The sequence below is a fragment of the Ancylobacter sp. G4_0304 genome (assembly GCF_047501495.1).
GTDB lineage: Bacteria > Pseudomonadota > Alphaproteobacteria > Rhizobiales > Xanthobacteraceae > Ancylobacter.
On record NZ_JAZDRM010000015.1, the window covers coordinates 18,773 to 37,646 of the forward strand.

Below are 18,874 nucleotides of genomic sequence, written 5' to 3' on the forward strand. Positions count from 1 at the left end.
TCCTTTCAGCAGCGGCCGGGCCGGTTCCCGGCGCTCACCCCTGCGCGCGCCGGGCGCGGTGGGCGTCGAGATCGACCGGGCGGTCGGGCACGCGGATCTGGAAGGTGGCGCCCATGGTGCCGGGCACCAGCTCGATGTCCCCGCCATGGGCCTTCATCAGTTCCGAGGCGATCACGAGCCCGAGCCCGGTGCCGCCGCGCCGCGCCGAGCCCTGGAACGGCTCAAACAGGTGGGCGCGGGCGCGCTCCGGCACGCCGGGGCCGGTATCTGCGACCTCGATGACCACGGTGGCGCCCTCGCGCCGGCCGGTGATGCGGATCTGGTCGCGGTCGGGATCGTTGGGCGCGCGGCCGGAGAGCGCTTCGAGCGCGTTGCGGGAGAGGTTCAGCAGCACGCGGAAAAGCTGGTCCGGGTCGGCATCGACGCTCAAGCCCCGCTCGATCGATTCCACCCAGCCGATGGAGGCCTCTTCCTCCGGGCCGAGGCCCAGCGTGTCGCGCACCTCGGCCACCAGCGGCGCGAGCGGGATCATCTGCCGCTCCGGCTCGGGCTCCTGCGCGCGGCCATAGGCCAGCGTCTGCTGGCAGTAGGAGATGGCGCGGTCGAGCGCGGCTTCCAGCTTCGGCGCGAAGCGCTGCACGGCGGGGTCGCGAATGTCGGCGAGGCGGTCGGAGATGAGCTGCACCGAGGCCAGCAGGTTGCGCAGGTCGTGATTGATCTTGGAAACCGCGAGACCGAGCGCGGCGAGATGGTTTTTCTGCTGCAGCGTATCGGCGATCTGGCGCTGCATCAGTGTGAGCTCGCGCTCGGCCTGCCCGATCTCGTCGAGCCGGTCGGCAGCGCCGGGGCGCGGCGGGGCGGCGGACGGATTGTCGCGGAACGCGATCATGCGCTGGGTGAGCCGGCGCATCGGGCGCACGAACATCCAGGCGAGGCCGAGATAGACCAGCGCGCCGGTCAGCGCGGCGATCACCAGCGACACCAGCGCGATGTTGCGGGCAAAACGGAGCATCGCCTTGCGCAGCGGGGTTTCGCTGAGCACGATTTCGATGAAGCCATCGCCGCGCGGCGCGGTGCCGACCGCGCGGATCACCCGGCCGTCGCGGGCCAGCAGCGTGTCGAAGGCTTCGGTCGCGGCCTGCCAGGGCGAGACGTCGCGGACATCGGCATGGTGGTCGACTTCCGGCGGCATGTCGGTGGAGGCGAGCAGGCGGCGGGTATTGTCGCGCTTCATCGCGACCGTGATCGCGCCCACGCTGTCGAGCAGTTCGCGGGTCAGCTCCGGCGAGATCATGCCCTCGGGCGCGGCGTCGAGCACGAGCGCGGCGGTGCGCGCCGCTGCCAGCCGGTCGGAGAGCCAGTTCAGCCGGAACGCGGCGATGGAGGGCACGATGATCAGGATTTCCGCCAGCAGCACGAAGGCGAGCGTGAACACCAGCAGCTTGCCGGAGAGGCCGAGATGGCGGGGAATCCGGGTTACCGCCGCGCGCGCGCACGATTCCCCCGCCGAGTCGCTATCGGCGGCCGGCAGGGAAGGGGGCAGCGGAGGCGTTTTCGCGCGGCTGGTCACTCGGGCTCCATGGGGAGGACGCCCTGCCTTCGCCGTACGGGCGGGCGCGTCCATTACGGCGATTCCAGCGCATGATTGCGGCGCGGACGAGACGGATACGTAGTATCCGCCAGGCGGGTTGCAAGGAGGGGCCGGCGAAGCGCCGCCCGAGAGCGTGCCGCAGAGGCCGGGATCGGTTTCTGCGAACCGTTCCGGGATCGGGAGTCGAGGATCCAGATTCGAGGATCGAGACCTGGTGATCGAGACTCCGATTGACTTGGCCGGGCGCCCCCCCTATAAGCCGCACCGAACCACGGCTGCCTTGGCGGTCGGGCTGTTCTCCGCATTTGCGCATGTGCGCCGCGACAGGTTTCGCGGCCGGCCGGATACGGGGCGACATTCCGGTCCGGGCGGCTTTTTTAATCAGATGCGGAGAATTCCCGTGAAGCGCACTTATCAACCGAGCAAGCTCGTGCGCGCCCGCCGGCACGGCTTCCGTGCGCGCATGGCGACCCGTAACGGCCGTAAGATCATCGCCGCCCGCCGGGCGCACGGTCGCAAGCGTCTCTCGGCCTGACATGGCTGGAGTTGGCCGCGCCCTCGTCTGAGAGGATCGGCGCTCCCATGCACCGGCTCGTCAAGCGCAAGGATTTTCTGGCCGCTGCCAAAGGCTTGCGCGCCAATTCAGGCCCCTTGCTGCTGCAGGCCCGTGATCGCGCGGACGAAGATTGTCCGCGCATCGGCCTCACGGTCACCAAGAAACACGGCAATGCCGTCGAGCGGAACCGCATCAGGCGGCGCCTGCGCGAGGCGGTCCGCGACGCCCTGCCGCGCGCCGGCCGCCCCGGTTTCGATTATGTGATCGTCGCCCGGCGCGCCGCGCTCGGCACGCGTTTTACCGAACTCGTGAATGACGTGGAGCGCGGGATCGGCCGCCTCCATTCTGGAAGCCGGCGCGGGCCAAGGCCCGCTGCGGGGGGACGTGCGACGCGGGACGCCGTGCGCGCTGACGGAGAGGCCGCCAATGACGTCTGAAAACCGCAACATGATCGTTGCCATCGTGCTGTCGATGGCGGTGCTGATCGCCTGGCAGTACTTCTCCGGCGTCCCGCAGATGGAAGCGCAGCGTCAGGCCCAGCAGGCCCAGCAGCAGGCCGCCTCGACGGGCGCGCCGCAGCCTGCCGCCGACGGCACCTCGGCTCCCCTCGCCCCCGGCGCCACGGCGCCCGCCCCGTCGGCGGTCGCGCCCAAGGCGATGACCCGCGAAGAAGCCCTCGCCCGCACCCCGCGCGTTGCCATCGAGACCCCGAGCGTCATCGGTTCGGTCTCGCTCCGCGGCGCGCGCATCGACGATCTGTCGCTCAAGAACTACCGAGAGACGGTGAACCCCGACAGCCCGATCATCGTGCTGCTCTCGCCCTCGGGCGGTCCTAATCCGTTCTACTCCGAATTCGGCTGGGTCCCGGCGACCGGCTCCAACGTCAAGGTCCCCGGCAGCGACACGGTGTGGACCGCGCCGGAAGGCGCCAAGCTCACGCCCCAGACCCCGCTGGTGCTGACCTTCGACAATGGCGAAGGCCTGACCTTCCGCCGCACCCTCTCGATCGACGACAACTACATGTTCCATGTCGTCGACGAGGTGGACAACGCCACCGCCGCGCCGGTGGCCCTGCATCCCTTCGCGCTGGTCTCGCGCCACGGCACCCCGCACACGCTCGGCTACTACATCCTGCATGAAGGCCTCATCGGCGTGACCAGCGAGGCCGGCCTGCACGAGATCAAGTACAAGTCCATCGCCGAGACCAAGAGCGAGAGCTTCGCCTCGGTCGGCGGCTGGCTCGGCATCACCGACAAGTACTGGGCGGCGACCGTGATTCCCGGCGCCGAGGAGAAGGTGCAGGCGCGCTTCTCCGCGACCAGCAACGGCCCGGACCTCACCTACCAGACCGATTTCCTCGGCGATGCCGTCACCGTCGCGCCGGGCGCCAAGGGCACCACGGATGGGCGCCTGTTCGCCGGCGCCAAGGTGGTGCAGCTCGTCGACGGCTACCAGACCCAGTACAATATCGACCGCTTCGACCTGCTGATCGACTGGGGCTGGTTCTATTTCATCACCAAGCCGCTGTTCCTGGTCATCGACTGGATCTACCGCTTCGTCGGCAATTTCGGCGTCGCGATCCTGATCGTCACCGTGATGCTCAAGGGCGTGTTCTTCCCGCTCGCCAACAAGAGCTACGCCTCGATGGCGAAGATGAAGGCGGTGCAGCCCGAGATCGCCGCGCTCAAGGAGCGCTATGGCGACGACCGGATGAAGCTGCAGCAGGAGATGATGGAGATCTACAAGAAGGAGAAGATCAACCCGATCGCGGGCTGTCTTCCGATCCTGATCCAGATCCCGGTCTTCTTCGCGCTGTACAAGGTGCTGTTCGTCACCATCGAAATGCGGCATGCGCCGTTCTTCGGCTGGATCAAGGACCTCTCGGCGCCCGATCCCACCACCATCTTCAACCTGTTCGGCCTGATCCCGTGGGATCCGGGTACCGTGCCGGTGATCGGTCACTTCCTGCTGCTCGGCGTTTGGCCGATCATCATGGGCATCACCATGTGGGTGCAGATGAAGCTGAACCCGGCCCCGCCGGACCCGACCCAGAAGATGATCTTCGACTGGATGCCGCTGGTGTTCACCTTCATGCTGTCGTCCTTCGCGGCGGGCCTGGTGATCTACTGGGCGTGGAACAACACGCTCTCGGTGATCCAGCAGTCGATCATCATGCGCCGTCACGGCGTGAAGGTGGAATTGTGGGGGAACGTCAAGGGGATGTTCACCCGCAAGAAAACCAAGCCGAGCTGAGGCGGGCGCGCGATCATGACGTCGGAGCCCGACGCCTCCGGCTTCTCGCCCGAGGAAATCGAAACCGGCCGCCGGCTGTTCGCGGGCGAATGGAAATTCCTGTCGGCGGCGCCCACCATCGAGACGATGCCGCCGATGCGCGGCATCGAGATCGCGCTGGCCGGGCGCTCGAATGTCGGCAAGTCGAGCCTCGTCAACGCGCTCACCGGCCGCAAGGCGCTGGCGCGCACCTCGGTGACGCCGGGGCGCACGCAGGAGCTGATCTTCTTCGGCCTCGGCCCGGACCTCACCCTGGTCGACATGCCGGGCTACGGTTTCGCCAAGGCGCCGAAGGACAAGGTTGATGCCTGGACCGCGACGATCCACGCCTATCTGCGCGGCCGGGCAAATCTTGCCCGCGTCTTCGTGCTGATCGATTCCCGCCACGGGCTGAAGCCGATCGACCTCGGCGTGTTGGACGGGCTCGACAAGGCGGCTGTGTCCTACGCCATCGTGCTCACCAAGTCCGACCAGCTCAGCCAGGCGGCGCTCGCGGCCCGCATCGCCGAGACTGAGGCTGCGCTCAAGCGCCGTCCGGCGGCGTTCCCCACCGTGTTCGCGACCTCAAGCCGCGAGGGCGACGGCATGGGCGAACTGCGCGCCGCCGTGGTGCGGCTGATGGAAGAGCGCGGCATCATGTCGAACTCGTGATCCGGCTATTGATCGCGGTCATGGAAACCGGATGATCTTCCGGCATTCTGGCGCCTTCACCAAGGGAAGGAACGCCGATGCCTAAGATGAAAGCCGCGATCTTCGTCGAGCCCGGACGCATCGTCCTCGATGAGAAGCCGATCCCTGACGTTGGCCCGCTCGACGCATTGGTGCGCATCACCACCACCACCATCTGCGGCACCGACGTGCACATCCTCAAGGGTGAGTATCCGGTCGAGAAGGGCCTGACCATCGGCCATGAGCCGGTCGGGATCATCGAGAAGCTGGGTTCCGCCGTCTCCGGCTTCTCCGAGGGCCAGCGCGTCATCGCCGGCGCCATCACCCCCTCCGGCCATTCCTTCGCCTGCCTATGCGGCTGCAGCTCGCAGGACGGCGCGGGCACCAAACACGGCTTCAAGGCCATGGGCGGCTGGAAGTTCGGCAACACCATCGACGGCACCCAGGCCGAATATGTCCTGGTGCCGGACGCGCTCGTCAATCTCGCCCCGGTGCCGGACGGCCTGTCGGACGAGGAAGTGCTGATGTGCCCCGACATCATGTCCACCGGCTTCTCCGGCGCGGAGAGCGGGGCGGTACAGATCGGCGACACGGTGGCGGTGTTCGCGCTCGGCCCGATCGGCCTGTGCGCAGTGGCCGGCGCCAAACTCAAGGGCGCGACCACGATCATTGGCGTCGACACCGTACCCGCGCGCCTCGCCATCGCCGCCTCGCTCGGCTGCAATCATGTCGTCGACTTCAAGAAGGGCGATGTGGTCGACCAGATCATGGCGATCACCGACGGGCGCGGCGTCGATGTCTCGATCGAGGCGCTCGGCACGCAAGGCACTTTCGAATCGGCGCTGCGCGTGCTGCGGCCCGGCGGCACGCTGTCCTCGCTCGGCGTCTATTCCAGCGATCTGACCATTCCGCTCGGCGCTTTCTCGGCCGGGCTCGGCGACAACAAGATCGTCACCACGCTGTGCCCGGGCGGCAAGGAGCGCATGCGCCGGCTGATGGAGGTGATCGCCTCGGGCCGGGTCGACCTCAAGCCGCTGGTGACACACCGCTACAAGCTCGACGATATCGAGGCCGCCTACGAGCTGTTCTCGCACCAGCGCGACGGCGTGCTCAAGGTCGCGATCACGCCCTGATTCGGGCTGCCGTCACGTCCTGCCCCGGCGGCGCTCCGGGGCGGGCTCAGCCGTCATTGGCGGAATTGAGCTGCTCGGCGGGAATATAGTCGGCCGGCGCGCGCACGCGCAGGCCGGGCCCGCCGCCGGCGCTGGCGAGGCCGCTGTCGAGGAATTCGACACCCGCCGCCTCCAGCGTCCGGCGCAGCCGCGCCGTCTCCCCCGGATCATCGTCGCCCCCGGGCTCGGCGCCCTGCTCGAAGGCTTCGAGCCATGTGCCCGGCACGCGGGCGCGGCTGGCAAGCTCGTCGGCCGGCCAGTCCAGCAGGGCGCGGGCCGCGCGGCACTGCGCGGCTGAGAGCGTGGGGGTGAGGTTCGAGGATGCCATCGCCTGTTCTCCCGTCGCGCCGCGAACCGGAACATTCCCGGCTCCCGGCGGTATCCGTATCGGGGAACAACGCGCGAAGCCGGATTCGGCTCCGCGCGCGCTGCGATTTTCGCTATGCGCCTTGCGCCGCGGTCAGGCCGCGTCGGAGGCGGCGCTGCCGGTGAGGATGGCGTGGATGGCCGCGGCGTCGCGGCTGTTGCGCAGCTTCTTGGCGACCTCGGGGTCGCGCAGCAGCCGGGCGACGCGCGCCAGCGCCTTGAGATGGTCCGCCCCGGCGGCTTCCGGTGCCAGCAGCAGGAAGATCAGGTCCACCGGCTCGCCGTCCAGCGCCTCGAAGTCGATCGGCTTGTCCAGCCGCGCGAACATGCCGAACAGCGTGTCCATCTTGGCGAGCTTGCCGTGCGGAATGGCGATGCCGTGGCCGACGCCGGTGGAACCCAGGCGCTCGCGCTGGTTCAGCGTCTCGAAGATTTCGCGTTCGTCCCGCTTCAGCAGCTCCGCCGCCCGCGCCGACAATTCCTGCAATGCCTGCTTCTTGCTCGTGACCTTCAGGGTCGGGAAGACGGCGGGCAGCGCCAGTATATCGTTCAACGCCATGGGAAGATCCGGGTGCAGCCTTTTTGTGGGGCGCGGGGGAAGATCCTCGCGCGCCCCAAGAGATTGGAGGGCGGTCAATGAACGTCTTCCGCGGCGCGGCTGGGCGGGTCAACCCAGCCGACATGGCCGTCGGCCCGGCGATATACCACATTGATCCCGCCATGGCCGGCATGACGGAACACCAGCACGGCGGCGCCGGTGAAGTCCAGCTCCAGCACGGCGTCGCTCACAGCGAGGCGCGGCAGGTTGGCGGTCTGCTCGGCGACCACGGTCGGGCTCCAGCCATCGAGGGCTTCGGCATCGTCATGGTCGGGCGCGGAAAACACCGTGAGCGGCACGCGCTCGGGCAGCAGGGCGGCGGCGGCGTCCTCGCCATTGACGAGGTGACGCTTCACCCGGCTCTTGTAGCGGCGCAGCCGGGTTTCGATGCGCTCCACGGCGGCGTCGGCGCTGGCATAAGGATCCTGCGCGTCGCCATGGGCCTGGAGGATGGTGCCGCTGTCGAGGTGCAGCGCGCAGTCCGAGCGATAGCCGGACCCCTCGCGCGCCACCGTGACGTGGCCCGACCAGCCGCCGTCGAAATATTTGCCCATCGCCTCGGCCAGTCGCTCGGAAACGCGTTGGCGCAGCGCTTCCCCTACGTCGAGATTTTTACCAGAAACCCGCAGCGGCATGGTGCCTAGTCCCTTTGCTGGGGCAAACCGTGCGTCAGCGCGTCGACACGCTGCCCGGCGGTCTGCCCGAACCCCTTACTTGCCCGGCCGGTGCCTTAAAGAGGTAGGAGCCGCGAGGGAAAGTGTCAACGCGAACCGTAGGGGAGCCGTGGAAAGCCCCATCTTCCGTCACGCCGAGACCGCGGCCTGCTTCTCCCGGCGGCGCTGCACCGAGGAAGGAATGCGCATTGCCTCGCGATATTTGGCGACCGTGCGGCGGGCGATGTCGATGCCGGCCTCGCGCAGCTTCTGCACCAGCGTGTCGTCGGAGAGCACGTCGTCCGGCGTCTCGGCGTCGATCATCTGCTTGATGCGGAAGCGCACCGATTCCGCCGAATGCGCCTCGCCGCCATTGGAGGCGGAAATGGAGGACGAGAAGAAATATTTCATCTCGAAGATTCCGCGCGGCGTCGCCATGTATTTGTTCGACGTCACGCGGGAAACCGTCGATTCGTGCATGCCGATGGCGTCGGCCACCATGCGCAGGTTCAGCGGGCGCAGATACTGCACGCCCAGCGTCAGGAAGGCGTCCTGCTGCTTCACGATCTCGATCGCCACCTTGAGGATGGTGCGGGCGCGCTGGTCGAGCGAGCGCGTGAGCCAGGTCGCGGTCTGCATGCAGTCGGTGAGGAAGGCCTTCTCGCGCTCATTGCGCGTGGTCTTCTGCACCCGCGAGTAATAGGCCTGGTTCACCAGCACGCGCGGCAGCGTGTCGGAGTTCAGCTCCACCAGCCAGTTGTCGGCGGTGCCGCGCACGAACACGTCCGGCACGATGGGCTGGATGATGCCGGAGCCGAAGGCGAGGCCCGGCTTGGGGTTGAGGCGGCGGATTTCGCCGACCATTTCGGCGAGGTCGTCGTCATCGACGCCGCAGACGCGCTTGAGCGTGGTGAACTCGCGCTTGGCCAGCAGTTCGAGATGAGCAAGCAGCGCCGCCATCGCCGGGTCGTAACGGTCGCGCTCCTTGAGCTGGATGGCGAGGCACTCGGCGAGCGAGCGCGCGCCGATTCCCGGCGGGTCGAAGGACTGGACGATGGCCAGCACCTTCTGCACCAGCTCGGACGAGGCACCGAGACGCTCGGCGATGCCGGCGAGGTCGGCGGACAGATAGCCGGCCTCGTCGATCAGGTCGATCAGGTGCTGGCCGATCAGCCGCTCGACCGGATCGGCGACCGCCAGCATGAGCTGGCCTTCCAGATGGTCGGCGAGCGTGGTCTGCGCCGAGACGAAGGCTTCGAGATTGTAGCCGTCCTCGTCGCCGCCGCCCGAGCCGACCCCGGACCATTCCGAATAGGACGGTTCCGCGCCGGGGGAGGCACCAACGCTTTCGCGCCCGGCATCGTCGGGAAACACGTTCTCCAGCCCGGTGTCGAGCCGGTCCTCGATCGCGCTGCGGCTGGTGTCGAGCCGTTCCTCCAGCCAGTCGGAGGTCGCTTCCTCACGCCCGGCGCCATGCGAATCGGCGCCGGAATCGAGCGCACCGTCCGCTTCGCCGTGGCGGCCCTCATAGTCGTCGTGCCGTCCGCTCTCGCCGGCCTCGCCGCCACCCTCGCCGTCGTCGCCGGAACGTTCGCCCTCGGGCTCGGTGGGGCGCTCCAGCAGCGGGTTGCGCTCCAGCTCCGCCTCGACATAGGCCACCAGATCGAGATTGGAGAGCTGCAGCAGCTTGATGGCCTGCATCAGCTGCGGCGTCATCACCAGAGACTGGGTCTGGCGGAATTCGAGGCGCGGGCCTAGCGACATGACGCGCACTCCCTGGAAGGAGCGGTCGTGAGGGGGCTGAGGAACGCGGGCGCGATCATCTTAGAGACGGAACTCCTCGCCAAGATACAGCCGGCGCACATCCGGGCTCGCGACGATTTCGTCCGGCGAGCCTTCCATGAGCACCTGCCCGGAATGGATGATGTAGGCGCGGTCGATGAGGCCGAGCGTCTCGCGAACATTGTGGTCGGTGATGAGCACACCGATGCCGCGCTGGGTGAGGTGGCGTACCAGCGTCTGGATGTCGCCGACCGCGATCGGATCGATGCCGGCGAACGGCTCGTCCAGCAGCATGAAGGTCGGGCGTGAGGCCAGCGCCCGGGCGATCTCGACGCGCCGCCGCTCGCCGCCCGACAGCGCGATCGAGGGCGACTTGCGCACATGGGTGACGCGGAATTCCTCCAGCAGCCCGTCGAGTTCCTTCTCGCGCTGCTTGCGGCTCGGCTCCACCGCCTCCAGCACCGCGCGGATGTTGTTCTCGACCGAGAGGCCGCGAAAGATCGAGGCTTCCTGCGGCAGGTAGCCGACGCCGAGGCGGGCGCGGCGATACATGGGCAGGTGGGTCACGTCGTGGCCGTCGAGCTCGATGCGTCCGGCATCGGCCCTCACCAGCCCGGTGATCATGTAGAACATGGTGGTCTTGCCGGCGCCGTTCGGCCCGAGCAGGCCGACCGCCTCGCCGCGGCGCACGTTCAGCCCGGCCTGGCGCACCACGGTGCGCTGGCCATAGGTCTTCATCAGGCCGGTGGCGCTGAGAATGCCTTCGCCGCTGATATGGGTCGGGGTCGGGTAGCCGCGGCCCGGCGCCTTCTCGGCCGGCCGGGCGGTGGCGTCGGTTGGGCGAGCGCCCGCTTCGGGCTTGGCAGCCGGCGCCGGTTGCGGCGTGCCGCCATCACCAAAGCTACGCGTCCGCGTCGTCTGCCGCGCCTTGGCTCTACCGCCGAAACTGGAAAAAAATCCCACGCGCACCCTCCGTGGTGAGGCCACCACGGAATAGGTGATAAACGTTCAGGCGCGCTCTGGCAAATGGCATATGCAAGTTCCGGGCCGATTCGGCCGGGAAGCCTTGCGCAGCAATGCGCAGCGCACGAAGGTGGCGCAGAACCGTGCGGTCAGTGGCCGGCGCGTACCGTTCAGCGCGGCTTCGGCGCTCCCGGCGCGGCGCCTTCGGGCTGCTTCATGCTGTTGGGCACGATCAAGCTTTCCACGCGCCCGCCCTCGAAACGCGAGGTGCCGGAGGTCAGGTCGACCGTGAGCTTCTTGCCGCGGATCACGTTCGGGCCCGAGGTCAGCACCACCGGATTGCCGGTCAGCGTGATGGTGTTGGTGCGGTTCTCGAAGATGCCCTGGTCGCCGGTGGCGGTCTGTTCCTTGGTGGTGACCACGACCGAGCCGTTGATCTCCAGCCGGCGGATCGCCGAGGAGCTCATCGGGTTGCCCGCTGCCAGCGCCTCGGCATTGGACTTCCCCCCGGAAGTGGACTTGCCGCCGGAAGTGGACTCGCCGCCGGAAGTGGACTTGCCGCCGGAAGTGGACTTGCCGCCGGAAGCCGCCGCGGCTTCCTTGCCGTCGTAATAGACCACCAGTTCCTTGCAGCGCATCGTCGTGTCGCCCTGCTGCACCACGACATTGCCGGAGAACACCGCGCGCTTCTCCTGATCCATCACTTCGAGGCTGTTGGCGTCGATGCGGATCGGCTCGTCGCGGTTGGTCGCGAAGCCCTGCAGCGCGTTCGGCACATTGCGGCCCTGCGCATGGGCGGAGCCCGTCAGCGCGACGGCGGCGAGCGGCGCCAGCAGAGCGAGGGCGCAGGCGGCAAGGAGCGGGCGGGGAGACGACATCATGCAAGCATCTCTAGCGGGTGCGGCGGCGGCGTTCAATGGCGGAGCGGGCACGGTTTCGTGCGCGGGGGCCGCGTGCGCGAGGATGGCGTGCCCACGGCTCAAGGCGTGCCGCGCAGCGCGGGAGGCTCGGCCTTGTCGTCGCCCGGCGGCGGCATCTTGAAGTTGAGCCGGACGTTGCCGGTGAACAAGGCGCGGGAATCCTTCTGCGAGATTTCCATGCGGTCGGCGGTGAGGCTGCCGTCCTGATAGGTAAGTTCGACCGGGCGGTCGGAGGTGATCTTGCCGGACTTGATGTCCACCGCCGCCTCTTCGAGCTTGCCGCCATAGCCGGCATCGGTGCCGAAGCGCACGCCGTCGCTCAGCACGATCTGCTCCTGCTTGGTGTCGTAGCGCCCGGTCTTCGCGCTGAGCGTGGCCCAGCCCTGGCTCGGCAGCTCCACCTTCGCCTCGATCTGTTCAAGATCGACCCGGCTGGTATTGGTGAGGTCCTGCGAGGCGGACTGCGCGGTGACGCTGTAGCCGCGATTGTCGGCGGTGAAGCCCTGGAGCTTGGGGAACTCCATCTTGATGCGCGAGCCGGAGAGCGAGATGCGTCCGAGATCGAAGGGCAGGTTAACCGCCAGCTTGAGCGGATCGATATAGCTGGCCAGCACCGTGAGCCCGAGCACGATCAGCACGCCGGCCGGCAGCGCGACGCGCAGGAAGCGCACGAAGCGGCTGTTGCGGCGCGCGGCCTTGAAGGCGGCGTCCGCCCGGCGTCCGCCGCTGGCGGCTCCTTGGCCGGGGCGCGGCGCGGCCGGGCCGGTGCCGGCCCGCGCCGGACGGGTGCCGGCCTGCTCGGGAGGTTGCACGTATCGGTTCATCTGGTCCGCTGACTGTCCGTGCCGCCCCGGTTTAGACATATTCTGAAGATGATCGCATCCCGCGAGGGGTGCAAGGACGCCGCTTCGTGGCGGCCGGGCGTTTCATGCCCTCTCAACTGTGCGAAAAGATGTCCTCTTCCGGCCAGCCGGCGAGATCGAGCGCGGCGCGGGTCGGCAGGAAGCCGAAACAGGCCTCCGCCAGCCCGGTGCGGCCTTCCCGCGCCAGCATGGCGGCGAGCTTCACCTGCAGCGCGTGCAGATGCAGCACGTCCGAGGCGGCGTAGTGGAGCTGCGCGTCCGAGAGGTCGGTCGCCGCCCAGTCCGAGCTCTGCTGCTGCTTGGAGAGGTCGATGCCGAGCAGTTCGCGCACCAGCTCCTTCAAGCCATGGCGGTCGGTATAGGTGCGGGTCAGCTTCGAGGCGATCTTGGTGCACCACACCGGCGAGACCGTGAGCCCGAAGGTCTTGGACAGCACCGCGACATCGAAGCGGGCGAAGTGGAACAACTTCACATTGCCGGGATCGACCAGCAGGCGCTCCAGGTTCGGCGCGCTGCCCGGCCCGGCGCCGGCGGGAATCTGCACGATGTCGGCCGATCCGTCGCCATTGGAGAGCTGCACCACGCACAGCCGGTCGCGATGCGGGTTGAGCCCCAGCGTCTCGGTGTCGATCGCCACGAAGGGCGCGCGCGCGGGCGTGTAGTTGGCAAGGTCCGGCAGGTCGCCGCGATGAAGGCGGATGGTCATGTCATGGGCTTTCTGGAGCGGCGTCCGGTCAGCCGGCACGCGCCGCCGCATCGCCATGCGGCGCGCCGGGCCGGGAGTGGAGGCTCCTTAACATCCGCGCGCGCCGGCGATCAACCGTAGCGCGCCGTTTCACGCAAAGACCGCCTGCAGCGCGAGCGCCGCGAACAGGATGAGCCCGGCGTCGCGGTTGGAGCGGAACACGGCGAGGCACAGCGCCGGATCGTCGATATCGAGCCGCCAGACCTGCCAGGCGAGGTGGCCGGCAAAGGCCGCGAGCCCGGCATATGCCAGCGCGCCGGCGCCGGCCTGCGCGAGGGCAAGCCCGATCAGCGCCACGGCGGCGGCGTAGAACGCCACCAGCCACGGCCGCGTATTCTGGGCGAACAACCGGGCGGAGGACTTCACCCCGACAATGGCGTCGTCTTCGCGATCCTGATGGGCATAGATCGTGTCGTAGCCGATCACCCAGGACACGCAGCCGGCGTAAAGCAGCAGCGCGCTCGCCGGCAGGCTCTGCGTGAGGGCGGCGAAGCCCATCAGCGCGCCCCAGGAGAAGGCAAGACCCAGCACGAGCTGGGGAATCCAGATCACCCGCTTCATCAGCGGATAGATCGCCACCACGCCGAGCGAGGAGATCGCCACGATCATGGCGAAGGGCGGCAGGCACGCCAGCACCAGCAGCCCGGCCAGCGCCTGAAGGCCAAGAAAGGCGAAGGCGCGCCGCACGCTCACCTGGCCCGAGGGCAGCGGGCGCGAGCGGGTGCGCTCGACCCGGCCGTCGATGTCGCGGTCTAGAATGTCGTTCCAGGTGCAGCCGGCCCCCCGCATCGCCACCGAGCCGATGGCGAACAGCGCGAGCAGCAGCACCGCGTAGACCGACCAGCCGATGCCGGGCATGAGGGCGGCGAGCGCCACGGACCACCAGCAGGGAAGCAGCAGCAGCCAGCTGCCGATCGGGCGGTCGGCCCGCGCGAGGCGCAGATAGGGCCGCAGCCCGGCGGGCGCGCGTCGGTCAACCCAGTTGCCGCGCGCGGCGTCGGCGGGGCTTTCGACGGCGAGCGCGGCCGGGAGCGGCTTGGCGGCCTGATCGGCGGTTCCGGTCGGCACGGCCATGCGGCTCGAAGCCCCTTGTCAGCGCAGCGCGTTGCCGCCGAGCGTGTCGAACACGCCGCCGGGGCGGGAATTGGCGGTGGAGGGCAGGCCGGAGGGCAGGCCGAGGCCCGAGGACACCGCGCCCTGCGTCGGGGGTCCGCTGGGTCCGCCGCCGCCGGCGGCCTGCGCCTTGGCGGCGTCGCACACCTTGTTGCGGACGGAGGACACGCTGGCGAGGTTTTCCTTCATCTTGGGAAGGATGTCGTTCGGCACGCCGCAGCGCGCCTTGTTGGTGTTCAGATAGTCGTAGAATTTCTGCTGGGCGCTGACGAAATTGCGGAAGATCGGGCACAGCTCGGTAGGCGGGCGCTTCTTGCTGGACGCGCTCTGGATCGCCTGGCCACGCTTTTCGAGATCACCGCGGAGCTTCTCGATCGAGGTCTTGCATTCCTCCATCGCGGCGACGTCGGCCGGGCTCGGGCCCGCCTGCATGCCCATTCCGGGGGACATTCCACCGGGAGCCATCCCACCCGGAGCCATGCCGCCGGGAGCCATGCCACCCTGCGAGAAGCCGCCAGGTGCGGCAAGGCCGGGGGAGAAGCCCGGGGACTGCATGCCGTCGGGCGACATCAGCGCCGGCGCGGGCGCCGCGGCGGGGGCGACCGGCTCGGACGGCGCGGGAAGCGCGGCCGGTTCCTCGGAGGTGACGCTGCCACCCGGCGTGCCGATCCACTGCGCGCTCGCGGGCAGGGTCGCCGCGAGGCTGAGGACACCCGCCAGCGCGCAGGCTGCGAGCTGTCCGCTATGCCGCCGCGCGGTAGCGCGGAGCGCACGTCCTTCCCCGGCGATTGACGTCGATCGTCTCATGCAGCTTGTCCGCCCATGCAACATTCTTGACCCAGCGTGATACAGAGGCCCTAAAGATTGGGCAACATCACGGCACAGCCACCTAGCGGAAATATGCGATCAAAACATGGTCGGACCCAGTGAATCATCATCGTTCTCGCCCGTCGAGGCGCGCAGCGACGCCGCCTACGATTTCCGCGCGCAGCGGCTGTTCGTCGACGAGCCGCTCGGTGAGGGCGTTGAAATCCAGCTCGACCGTGACCGCGCGCATTATGTGAACGACGTGATCCGGCTCGCGGTGGGCGGGGCGCTGCACCTGTTCAACGGGCGCGACGGCGAGTGGCGCGCGGTGCGCCAGCCAGGAGGGCGCCGCGAGGTGGTGCTGGCCTGCGAGGCGCGGCTGCGCGCGCAGACCGCGCGGCCGGACCTCGACTACGTGTTCGCGCCGCTCAAGCACGCCCGGCTCGACTACATGGTGCAAAAGGCGGTCGAGATGGGCGCGGGCCGGCTGGTGCCGGTGATGACCCGCCACACCCAGGCGACGCGGGTGAACACCGAGCGCATGCGCGCCAACGCCGTCGAGGCCGCCGAGCAATGCGGCATCCTCTCGCTCCCCGAGGTTCTGGAGCCGGAAAGCCTGGAGCGCTGGCTGGCGGGGCTCGATCCGGCGCGCCGGGTGGTATTCTGCGACGAGGCGGCGCCGCAGCGCGATCCGCTGGCGCCGCTGCGCGCGGCGGTGGCCGGCCCGCTCGCGGTGCTGATCGGCCCGGAGGGCGGCTTCAACGATCTGGAGCGCCGCATGCTCAACGCCCGCGCCGGCACCATCGTGCTCTCGCTCGGCCCGCGCATCCTGCGCGCCGACACCGCCGCCGTCGCGGCGCTGGCGCTGGTCGAGGCCGCGCGGCAGTCGCTTGGCTGAGCGCGGAATATCGTCGCGAGCGTGTGGGAACCGATCGCGCCCTTGCGCGTTCATTGGTGTCGGATAGTTGCGGCTTTCGGATTTCGGTTCGGATGTCAGTTAATGTCGAAGTAAAATTATAACACAAACAGTATAATTAATTGAAATGTATCCGAAATACTCGGGTCACATTTCGGTCCTATTTTATCGCGATCCAGAATCTCGGTCCGATTCACCGTGAATATTTCTGCGGTGGCGGATATGTGCGCCTGAACGCATTGGGGTAACAGGGGGAAGCGATGAAAGCCGAGTTCCGCGTCGGGATCGAGGAAGAATATTTTGTCGTCGACGGCGACACCCGCAGCGCTCTGCGCCGCACGCCGCCAGGCTTCATGGACGCGGCCCGCGACACGCTCGGCGACCGGCTGTCCGGCGAGATGCTGCAATCGCAGATCGAGGTGATGACCCGCCCGCACGAGGATCTTGCCGCGGCGCGGGCCGAACTCTCCGGGCTGCGCCGTACGCTGTCCGGCGTGGCCTATGATTTCGACCTCGCCTTTTTTGCCGCCGGCACCCATCCGACCGCGAGCTGGCACGGCGCCAAGCGCACCCCGGCCCGGCGCTATGACGGGCTGATGCACGACCTGCAGATGCTCGGCGAGCGCAACATGTTGTGCGGGCTGCACGTCCATGTCGAATTGCCCGACCCCGACATCCAGGTCGACGTGATGCGGCGCATGCTGCCCTATCTGCCGATCTTCGTCGCGCTCTCCACCTCGTCGCCGTTCTGGGAATCGCGCCGCACCGGGCTGATGGGCTACCGGCTCGCCGCCTATGACGAGCTGCCCCGCACCGGCCTGCCAGAGCTGTTCGAGAACGCCCGGGCGTATGAGGACTATATCGAGGCGCTGGTCGCGGCGCGGGCGATCCGCGATTCCAGCTATGTGTGGTGGACCATCCGTCCTTCGCGCAAGCACCCGACCCTCGAACTGCGCGCGCCGGACAGCTGCACGCGGTTGGAAGATTCCATCGCCATCGCCGCGCTGTATCGGGCGCTGGTCCGCCATCTGGCGCGCGATCCCAAGCTCAATGCCGGCGTCGACGCGGTGGACCGCGCCATCGCGGTCGAGAACAAATGGCGCGCCCAGCGCTATGGCATCCATGGCAGCTTCGTCGACCGCGCCGCGAAACAGGCGGTGCCGGTGGCGCAGGCGGTGGAGGCGCTGCTCGACCTCGTGGCGGAGGATGCCCGCGCGCTCGGCTGTCTGGCCGAGTTGCAGCAGCTGCGTACCATACTGAGCGGGGGCACCAGCGCCGATGTGCAGATCGCGGTCTATCAGGAAGCCGCGCACCGCACCGGCAACCGTACCGAGGCGCTGAAGGCGGTGACCACCTGGCTGACCCACGCCTCGATCCAGTGAATTGCGTTCTGCGAATGGCTCGCCCCCGCGCGGGAATTCTCCCGATTTGCGTCGCGGGCGCGCCTGTGTATGGTCGCGCGCCCAGCATGCCGGCCGGAGTTTTCCATGGCGCGAGACCAGATCGATACGCAGCCCATTCAAAGCCGCGATGAACTCGTCGCGTGGTTTGAGCAAGGCTGCAAGGCGCCCTCGAAATTCCGCATCGGCACCGAGCACGAGAAGTTCCCCTTCACGTTGAACGGCCATGAGCCGGTGCCCTATGAGGGCCCCCATGGCATCCGCGCGCTGCTGGAGGGCATGCAGGCGCTGAACGGCTGGGAACCGATCATGGAGGGCTCCGCGATCATCGGCCTCGCCGACAGCATCGGCGGCGGGGCGATCTCGCTGGAGCCGGGCGGCCAGTTCGAATTGTCCGGCGCGCCGCTGATGTCGATCCACGAGACCTGCGCCGAGGTGAACGGCCATCTCGAACAGGTGCGCGAGGTCGCCACCCCGCTCGGCTTCGGCTTCCTCGGCCTTGGCATGAGCCCGAAATGGACGCTCGCCGAAACGCCGGTCATGCCCAAGGGCCGCTACAAGATCATGACCAACTACATGCCGAAGGTCGGCACGCGCGGCCTCGACATGATGTACCGCACCTGCACGGTGCAGGTGAATCTCGACTTCGCCTCGGAAGCCGACATGGTGAAGAAGCTGCGCGTCGGCCTCGCGCTCCAGCCGGTCGCCACCGCTTTGTTCGCGAATTCGCCCTTCACCGAGGGCAAGCCGAACGGCTACCTGTCGATGCGCTCGGAAATCTGGCGGGACACCGACAATAACCGCGCCGGCATGCTGCCCTTCGCCTTCGAGGACGGCATGGGCTTCGAGGCTTATGTCGACTACGCCCTCGACGTGCCGATGTACTTCATCAAGCGCGGCGATCATTACATCGACGTCGCCGGCTCCTCGTTCCGCGATCTGCTGGCCCATAAACACCCCGCCGTGCCGGGCGAGGGCGCCACGGTGTCGGACTGGGCCAATCACCTGTCCACCATCTTCCCCGAGGTGCGGCTGAAGCGGTACCTTGAAATGCGCGGCGCCGATGCCGGCTCCTGGTGCAATCTCTGCGCCCTGCCGGCGCTGTGGACCGGGCTCTATTACGACACGCAGAGCCTCGATGCCGCCTGGGATCTGGCGAAGGGCTGGAGCGCGGAGCAGCGCCAGCAACTGCGCGACGACGTGCCGAAGCTGGGCTTCAAGGCGCAGATCGCCGGCCGCCCGCTGCTGGAGGTCGCCCGCGAGGTGGTGGCGCTCGCCCGGCAGGGCCTCGCCCGCCGCGACATGCGCGACAGCCAGGGCCGCGACGAGACCCGTTTCCTGCGCCCGATCGAGGAGCTTCTCGCCAGCGGCCGCACCCAGGCCGAGGTGCTGCTGGAGCGCTATCACGGCGAATGGGGCGGCTCGGTGGAGCCGATCTTCGACCAGCTCGCCTATTGAGCGGTGCCAG

Annotated in this window: 19 protein-coding genes; 8 read left to right on the forward strand and 11 right to left on the reverse strand. The window is 68.3% G+C overall.

Annotation, left to right across the window (positions count from 1 at the left end; genetic code table 11):
* Positions 1-34: 34 nt before the first annotated feature.
* The gene (locus VRZ77_RS10390; protein WP_414592662.1) at positions 35-1,471 is read right to left on the reverse strand and encodes a sensor histidine kinase; all 1,437 of its coding nucleotides are present in this window, start codon (positions 1,469-1,471) and stop codon (positions 35-37) included.
* Positions 1,472-1,991: 520 nt separating this feature from the next.
* On the opposite strand from VRZ77_RS10390, the gene rpmH reads away from it, so the two are divergent.
* The 5 genes from rpmH to VRZ77_RS10415 all read left to right on the forward strand — a co-directional run bounded on the left by rpmH (position 1,992) and on the right by VRZ77_RS10415 (position 6,241).
* Positions 1,992-2,126: a 50S ribosomal protein L34 gene (gene rpmH / locus VRZ77_RS10395; RefSeq protein ID WP_213340341.1), complete on the forward strand. Its 135-nt coding sequence runs from the start codon at positions 1,992-1,994 to the stop codon at positions 2,124-2,126.
* A 47-nt stretch (positions 2,127-2,173) separates the two neighbouring features.
* Positions 2,174-2,584, forward strand: coding sequence for a ribonuclease P protein component (gene rnpA, locus VRZ77_RS10400; RefSeq protein ID WP_414592579.1), 411 nt, complete (start codon positions 2,174-2,176; stop codon positions 2,582-2,584).
* On the forward strand, positions 2,574-4,400 hold the full coding sequence (gene yidC, locus VRZ77_RS10405; protein WP_414592580.1) for a membrane protein insertase YidC: 1,827 nt from the start codon (positions 2,574-2,576) through the stop codon (positions 4,398-4,400). The genes rnpA and yidC overlap by 11 nt, the downstream gene beginning before the upstream one ends.
* Before the next feature lie 15 nt (positions 4,401-4,415).
* Positions 4,416-5,090: a ribosome biogenesis GTP-binding protein YihA/YsxC gene (gene yihA, locus VRZ77_RS10410; RefSeq protein WP_414592581.1), complete on the forward strand. Its 675-nt coding sequence runs from the start codon at positions 4,416-4,418 to the stop codon at positions 5,088-5,090.
* A 77-nt stretch (positions 5,091-5,167) separates the two neighbouring features.
* Positions 5,168-6,241 carry an NAD(P)-dependent alcohol dehydrogenase gene (locus tag VRZ77_RS10415; protein WP_414592582.1) on the forward strand — a complete coding sequence of 358 codons (1,074 nt, stop codon included), beginning with the start codon at positions 5,168-5,170 and terminating at the stop codon, positions 6,239-6,241.
* Positions 6,242-6,287: 46 nt separating this feature from the next.
* Here VRZ77_RS10415 and VRZ77_RS10420 read toward each other — a convergent pair whose 3' ends face one another.
* The 10 genes from VRZ77_RS10420 to VRZ77_RS10465 form a co-directional block, all read right to left on the reverse strand.
* Positions 6,288-6,608: an XRE family transcriptional regulator gene (locus VRZ77_RS10420; RefSeq protein WP_414592583.1), complete on the reverse strand. Its 321-nt coding sequence runs from the start codon at positions 6,606-6,608 to the stop codon at positions 6,288-6,290.
* Positions 6,609-6,740: 132 nt separating this feature from the next.
* Positions 6,741-7,205 (reverse strand): PTS IIA-like nitrogen regulatory protein PtsN, encoded by a 465-nt coding sequence (gene ptsN / locus VRZ77_RS10425; protein ID WP_414592584.1) that lies wholly within the window; start codon positions 7,203-7,205, stop codon positions 6,741-6,743.
* A 74-nt stretch (positions 7,206-7,279) separates the two neighbouring features.
* A complete protein-coding gene (hpf, locus tag VRZ77_RS10430) occupies positions 7,280-7,879 on the reverse strand; it encodes a ribosome hibernation-promoting factor, HPF/YfiA family (protein WP_414592585.1) in 600 nt (199 codons plus the stop codon).
* Positions 7,880-8,047: 168 nt separating this feature from the next.
* Complete coding sequence (rpoN, locus tag VRZ77_RS10435) at positions 8,048-9,661, reverse strand: RNA polymerase factor sigma-54 (protein WP_414592586.1); 1,614 nt, start codon at positions 9,659-9,661, stop codon at positions 8,048-8,050.
* Between the two features lie 60 nt (positions 9,662-9,721).
* Positions 9,722-10,642, reverse strand: coding sequence for an LPS export ABC transporter ATP-binding protein (lptB, locus tag VRZ77_RS10440; protein WP_414592587.1), 921 nt, complete (start codon positions 10,640-10,642; stop codon positions 9,722-9,724).
* Positions 10,643-10,812: 170 nt separating this feature from the next.
* Positions 10,813-11,523 carry an LptA/OstA family protein gene (locus tag VRZ77_RS10445; protein ID WP_414592588.1) on the reverse strand — a complete coding sequence of 237 codons (711 nt, stop codon included), beginning with the start codon at positions 11,521-11,523 and terminating at the stop codon, positions 10,813-10,815.
* Positions 11,524-11,621: 98 nt separating this feature from the next.
* A complete protein-coding gene (gene lptC / locus VRZ77_RS10450; RefSeq protein WP_414592589.1) occupies positions 11,622-12,386 on the reverse strand; it encodes an LPS export ABC transporter periplasmic protein LptC in 765 nt (254 codons plus the stop codon).
* 112 nt (positions 12,387-12,498) lie between these two features.
* Complete coding sequence (locus VRZ77_RS10455; protein WP_414592590.1) at positions 12,499-13,131, reverse strand: ribonuclease D; 633 nt, start codon at positions 13,129-13,131, stop codon at positions 12,499-12,501.
* 129 nt (positions 13,132-13,260) lie between these two features.
* Positions 13,261-14,244, reverse strand: coding sequence for a 4-hydroxybenzoate octaprenyltransferase (ubiA, locus tag VRZ77_RS10460; RefSeq protein ID WP_414592591.1), 984 nt, complete (start codon positions 14,242-14,244; stop codon positions 13,261-13,263).
* Between the two features lie 18 nt (positions 14,245-14,262).
* Positions 14,263-15,090 carry a hypothetical protein gene (locus VRZ77_RS10465; RefSeq protein ID WP_414592592.1) on the reverse strand — a complete coding sequence of 276 codons (828 nt, stop codon included), beginning with the start codon at positions 15,088-15,090 and terminating at the stop codon, positions 14,263-14,265.
* 106 nt (positions 15,091-15,196) lie between these two features.
* Here VRZ77_RS10465 and VRZ77_RS10470 point away from each other — a divergent pair, with 106 nt between their 5' ends.
* From VRZ77_RS10470 to VRZ77_RS10480, 3 genes are all read left to right on the forward strand, one after another.
* Positions 15,197-15,988 carry a 16S rRNA (uracil(1498)-N(3))-methyltransferase gene (locus VRZ77_RS10470; protein WP_414592593.1) on the forward strand — a complete coding sequence of 264 codons (792 nt, stop codon included), beginning with the start codon at positions 15,197-15,199 and terminating at the stop codon, positions 15,986-15,988.
* Between the two features lie 278 nt (positions 15,989-16,266).
* Positions 16,267-17,388 (forward strand): carboxylate-amine ligase, encoded by a 1,122-nt coding sequence (locus VRZ77_RS10475; protein ID WP_414592594.1) that lies wholly within the window; start codon positions 16,267-16,269, stop codon positions 17,386-17,388.
* Between the two features lie 105 nt (positions 17,389-17,493).
* Positions 17,494-18,864 carry a glutamate--cysteine ligase gene (locus tag VRZ77_RS10480; protein ID WP_414592595.1) on the forward strand — a complete coding sequence of 457 codons (1,371 nt, stop codon included), beginning with the start codon at positions 17,494-17,496 and terminating at the stop codon, positions 18,862-18,864.
* Positions 18,865-18,874 lie beyond the last annotated feature (10 nt).

What these genes read in the sequence shown, in the direction of transcription:
- rnpA (WP_414592579.1), top strand. Translation starts at nt 2,174, where the DNA reads ATGCACCGGCTCGTCAAGCGCAAGGATTTTCTGGCCGCTGCCAAAGGC.
- yidC (WP_414592580.1), top strand. Translation starts at nt 2,574, where the DNA reads ATGACGTCTGAAAACCGCAACATGATCGTTGCCATCGTGCTGTCGATG.
- yihA (WP_414592581.1), top strand. Translation starts at nt 4,416, where the DNA reads ATGACGTCGGAGCCCGACGCCTCCGGCTTCTCGCCCGAGGAAATCGAA.
- VRZ77_RS10415 (WP_414592582.1), top strand. Translation starts at nt 5,168, where the DNA reads ATGCCTAAGATGAAAGCCGCGATCTTCGTCGAGCCCGGACGCATCGTC.
- VRZ77_RS10420 (WP_414592583.1), bottom strand. Translation starts at nt 6,608, where the DNA reads ATGGCATCCTCGAACCTCACCCCCACGCTCTCAGCCGCGCAGTGCCGC.
- ptsN (WP_414592584.1), bottom strand. Translation starts at nt 7,205, where the DNA reads ATGGCGTTGAACGATATACTGGCGCTGCCCGCCGTCTTCCCGACCCTG.
- hpf (WP_414592585.1), bottom strand. Translation starts at nt 7,879, where the DNA reads ATGCCGCTGCGGGTTTCTGGTAAAAATCTCGACGTAGGGGAAGCGCTG.
- rpoN (WP_414592586.1), bottom strand. Translation starts at nt 9,661, where the DNA reads ATGTCGCTAGGCCCGCGCCTCGAATTCCGCCAGACCCAGTCTCTGGTG.
- VRZ77_RS10445 (WP_414592588.1), bottom strand. Translation starts at nt 11,523, where the DNA reads ATGATGTCGTCTCCCCGCCCGCTCCTTGCCGCCTGCGCCCTCGCTCTG.
- lptC (WP_414592589.1), bottom strand. Translation starts at nt 12,386, where the DNA reads ATGAACCGATACGTGCAACCTCCCGAGCAGGCCGGCACCCGTCCGGCG.
- VRZ77_RS10455 (WP_414592590.1), bottom strand. Translation starts at nt 13,131, where the DNA reads ATGACCATCCGCCTTCATCGCGGCGACCTGCCGGACCTTGCCAACTAC.
- ubiA (WP_414592591.1), bottom strand. Translation starts at nt 14,244, where the DNA reads ATGGCCGTGCCGACCGGAACCGCCGATCAGGCCGCCAAGCCGCTCCCG.
- VRZ77_RS10465 (WP_414592592.1), bottom strand. Translation starts at nt 15,090, where the DNA reads ATGAGACGATCGACGTCAATCGCCGGGGAAGGACGTGCGCTCCGCGCT.
- VRZ77_RS10470 (WP_414592593.1), top strand. Translation starts at nt 15,197, where the DNA reads ATGGTCGGACCCAGTGAATCATCATCGTTCTCGCCCGTCGAGGCGCGC.
- VRZ77_RS10475 (WP_414592594.1), top strand. Translation starts at nt 16,267, where the DNA reads ATGAAAGCCGAGTTCCGCGTCGGGATCGAGGAAGAATATTTTGTCGTC.
- VRZ77_RS10480 (WP_414592595.1), top strand. Translation starts at nt 17,494, where the DNA reads ATGGCGCGAGACCAGATCGATACGCAGCCCATTCAAAGCCGCGATGAA.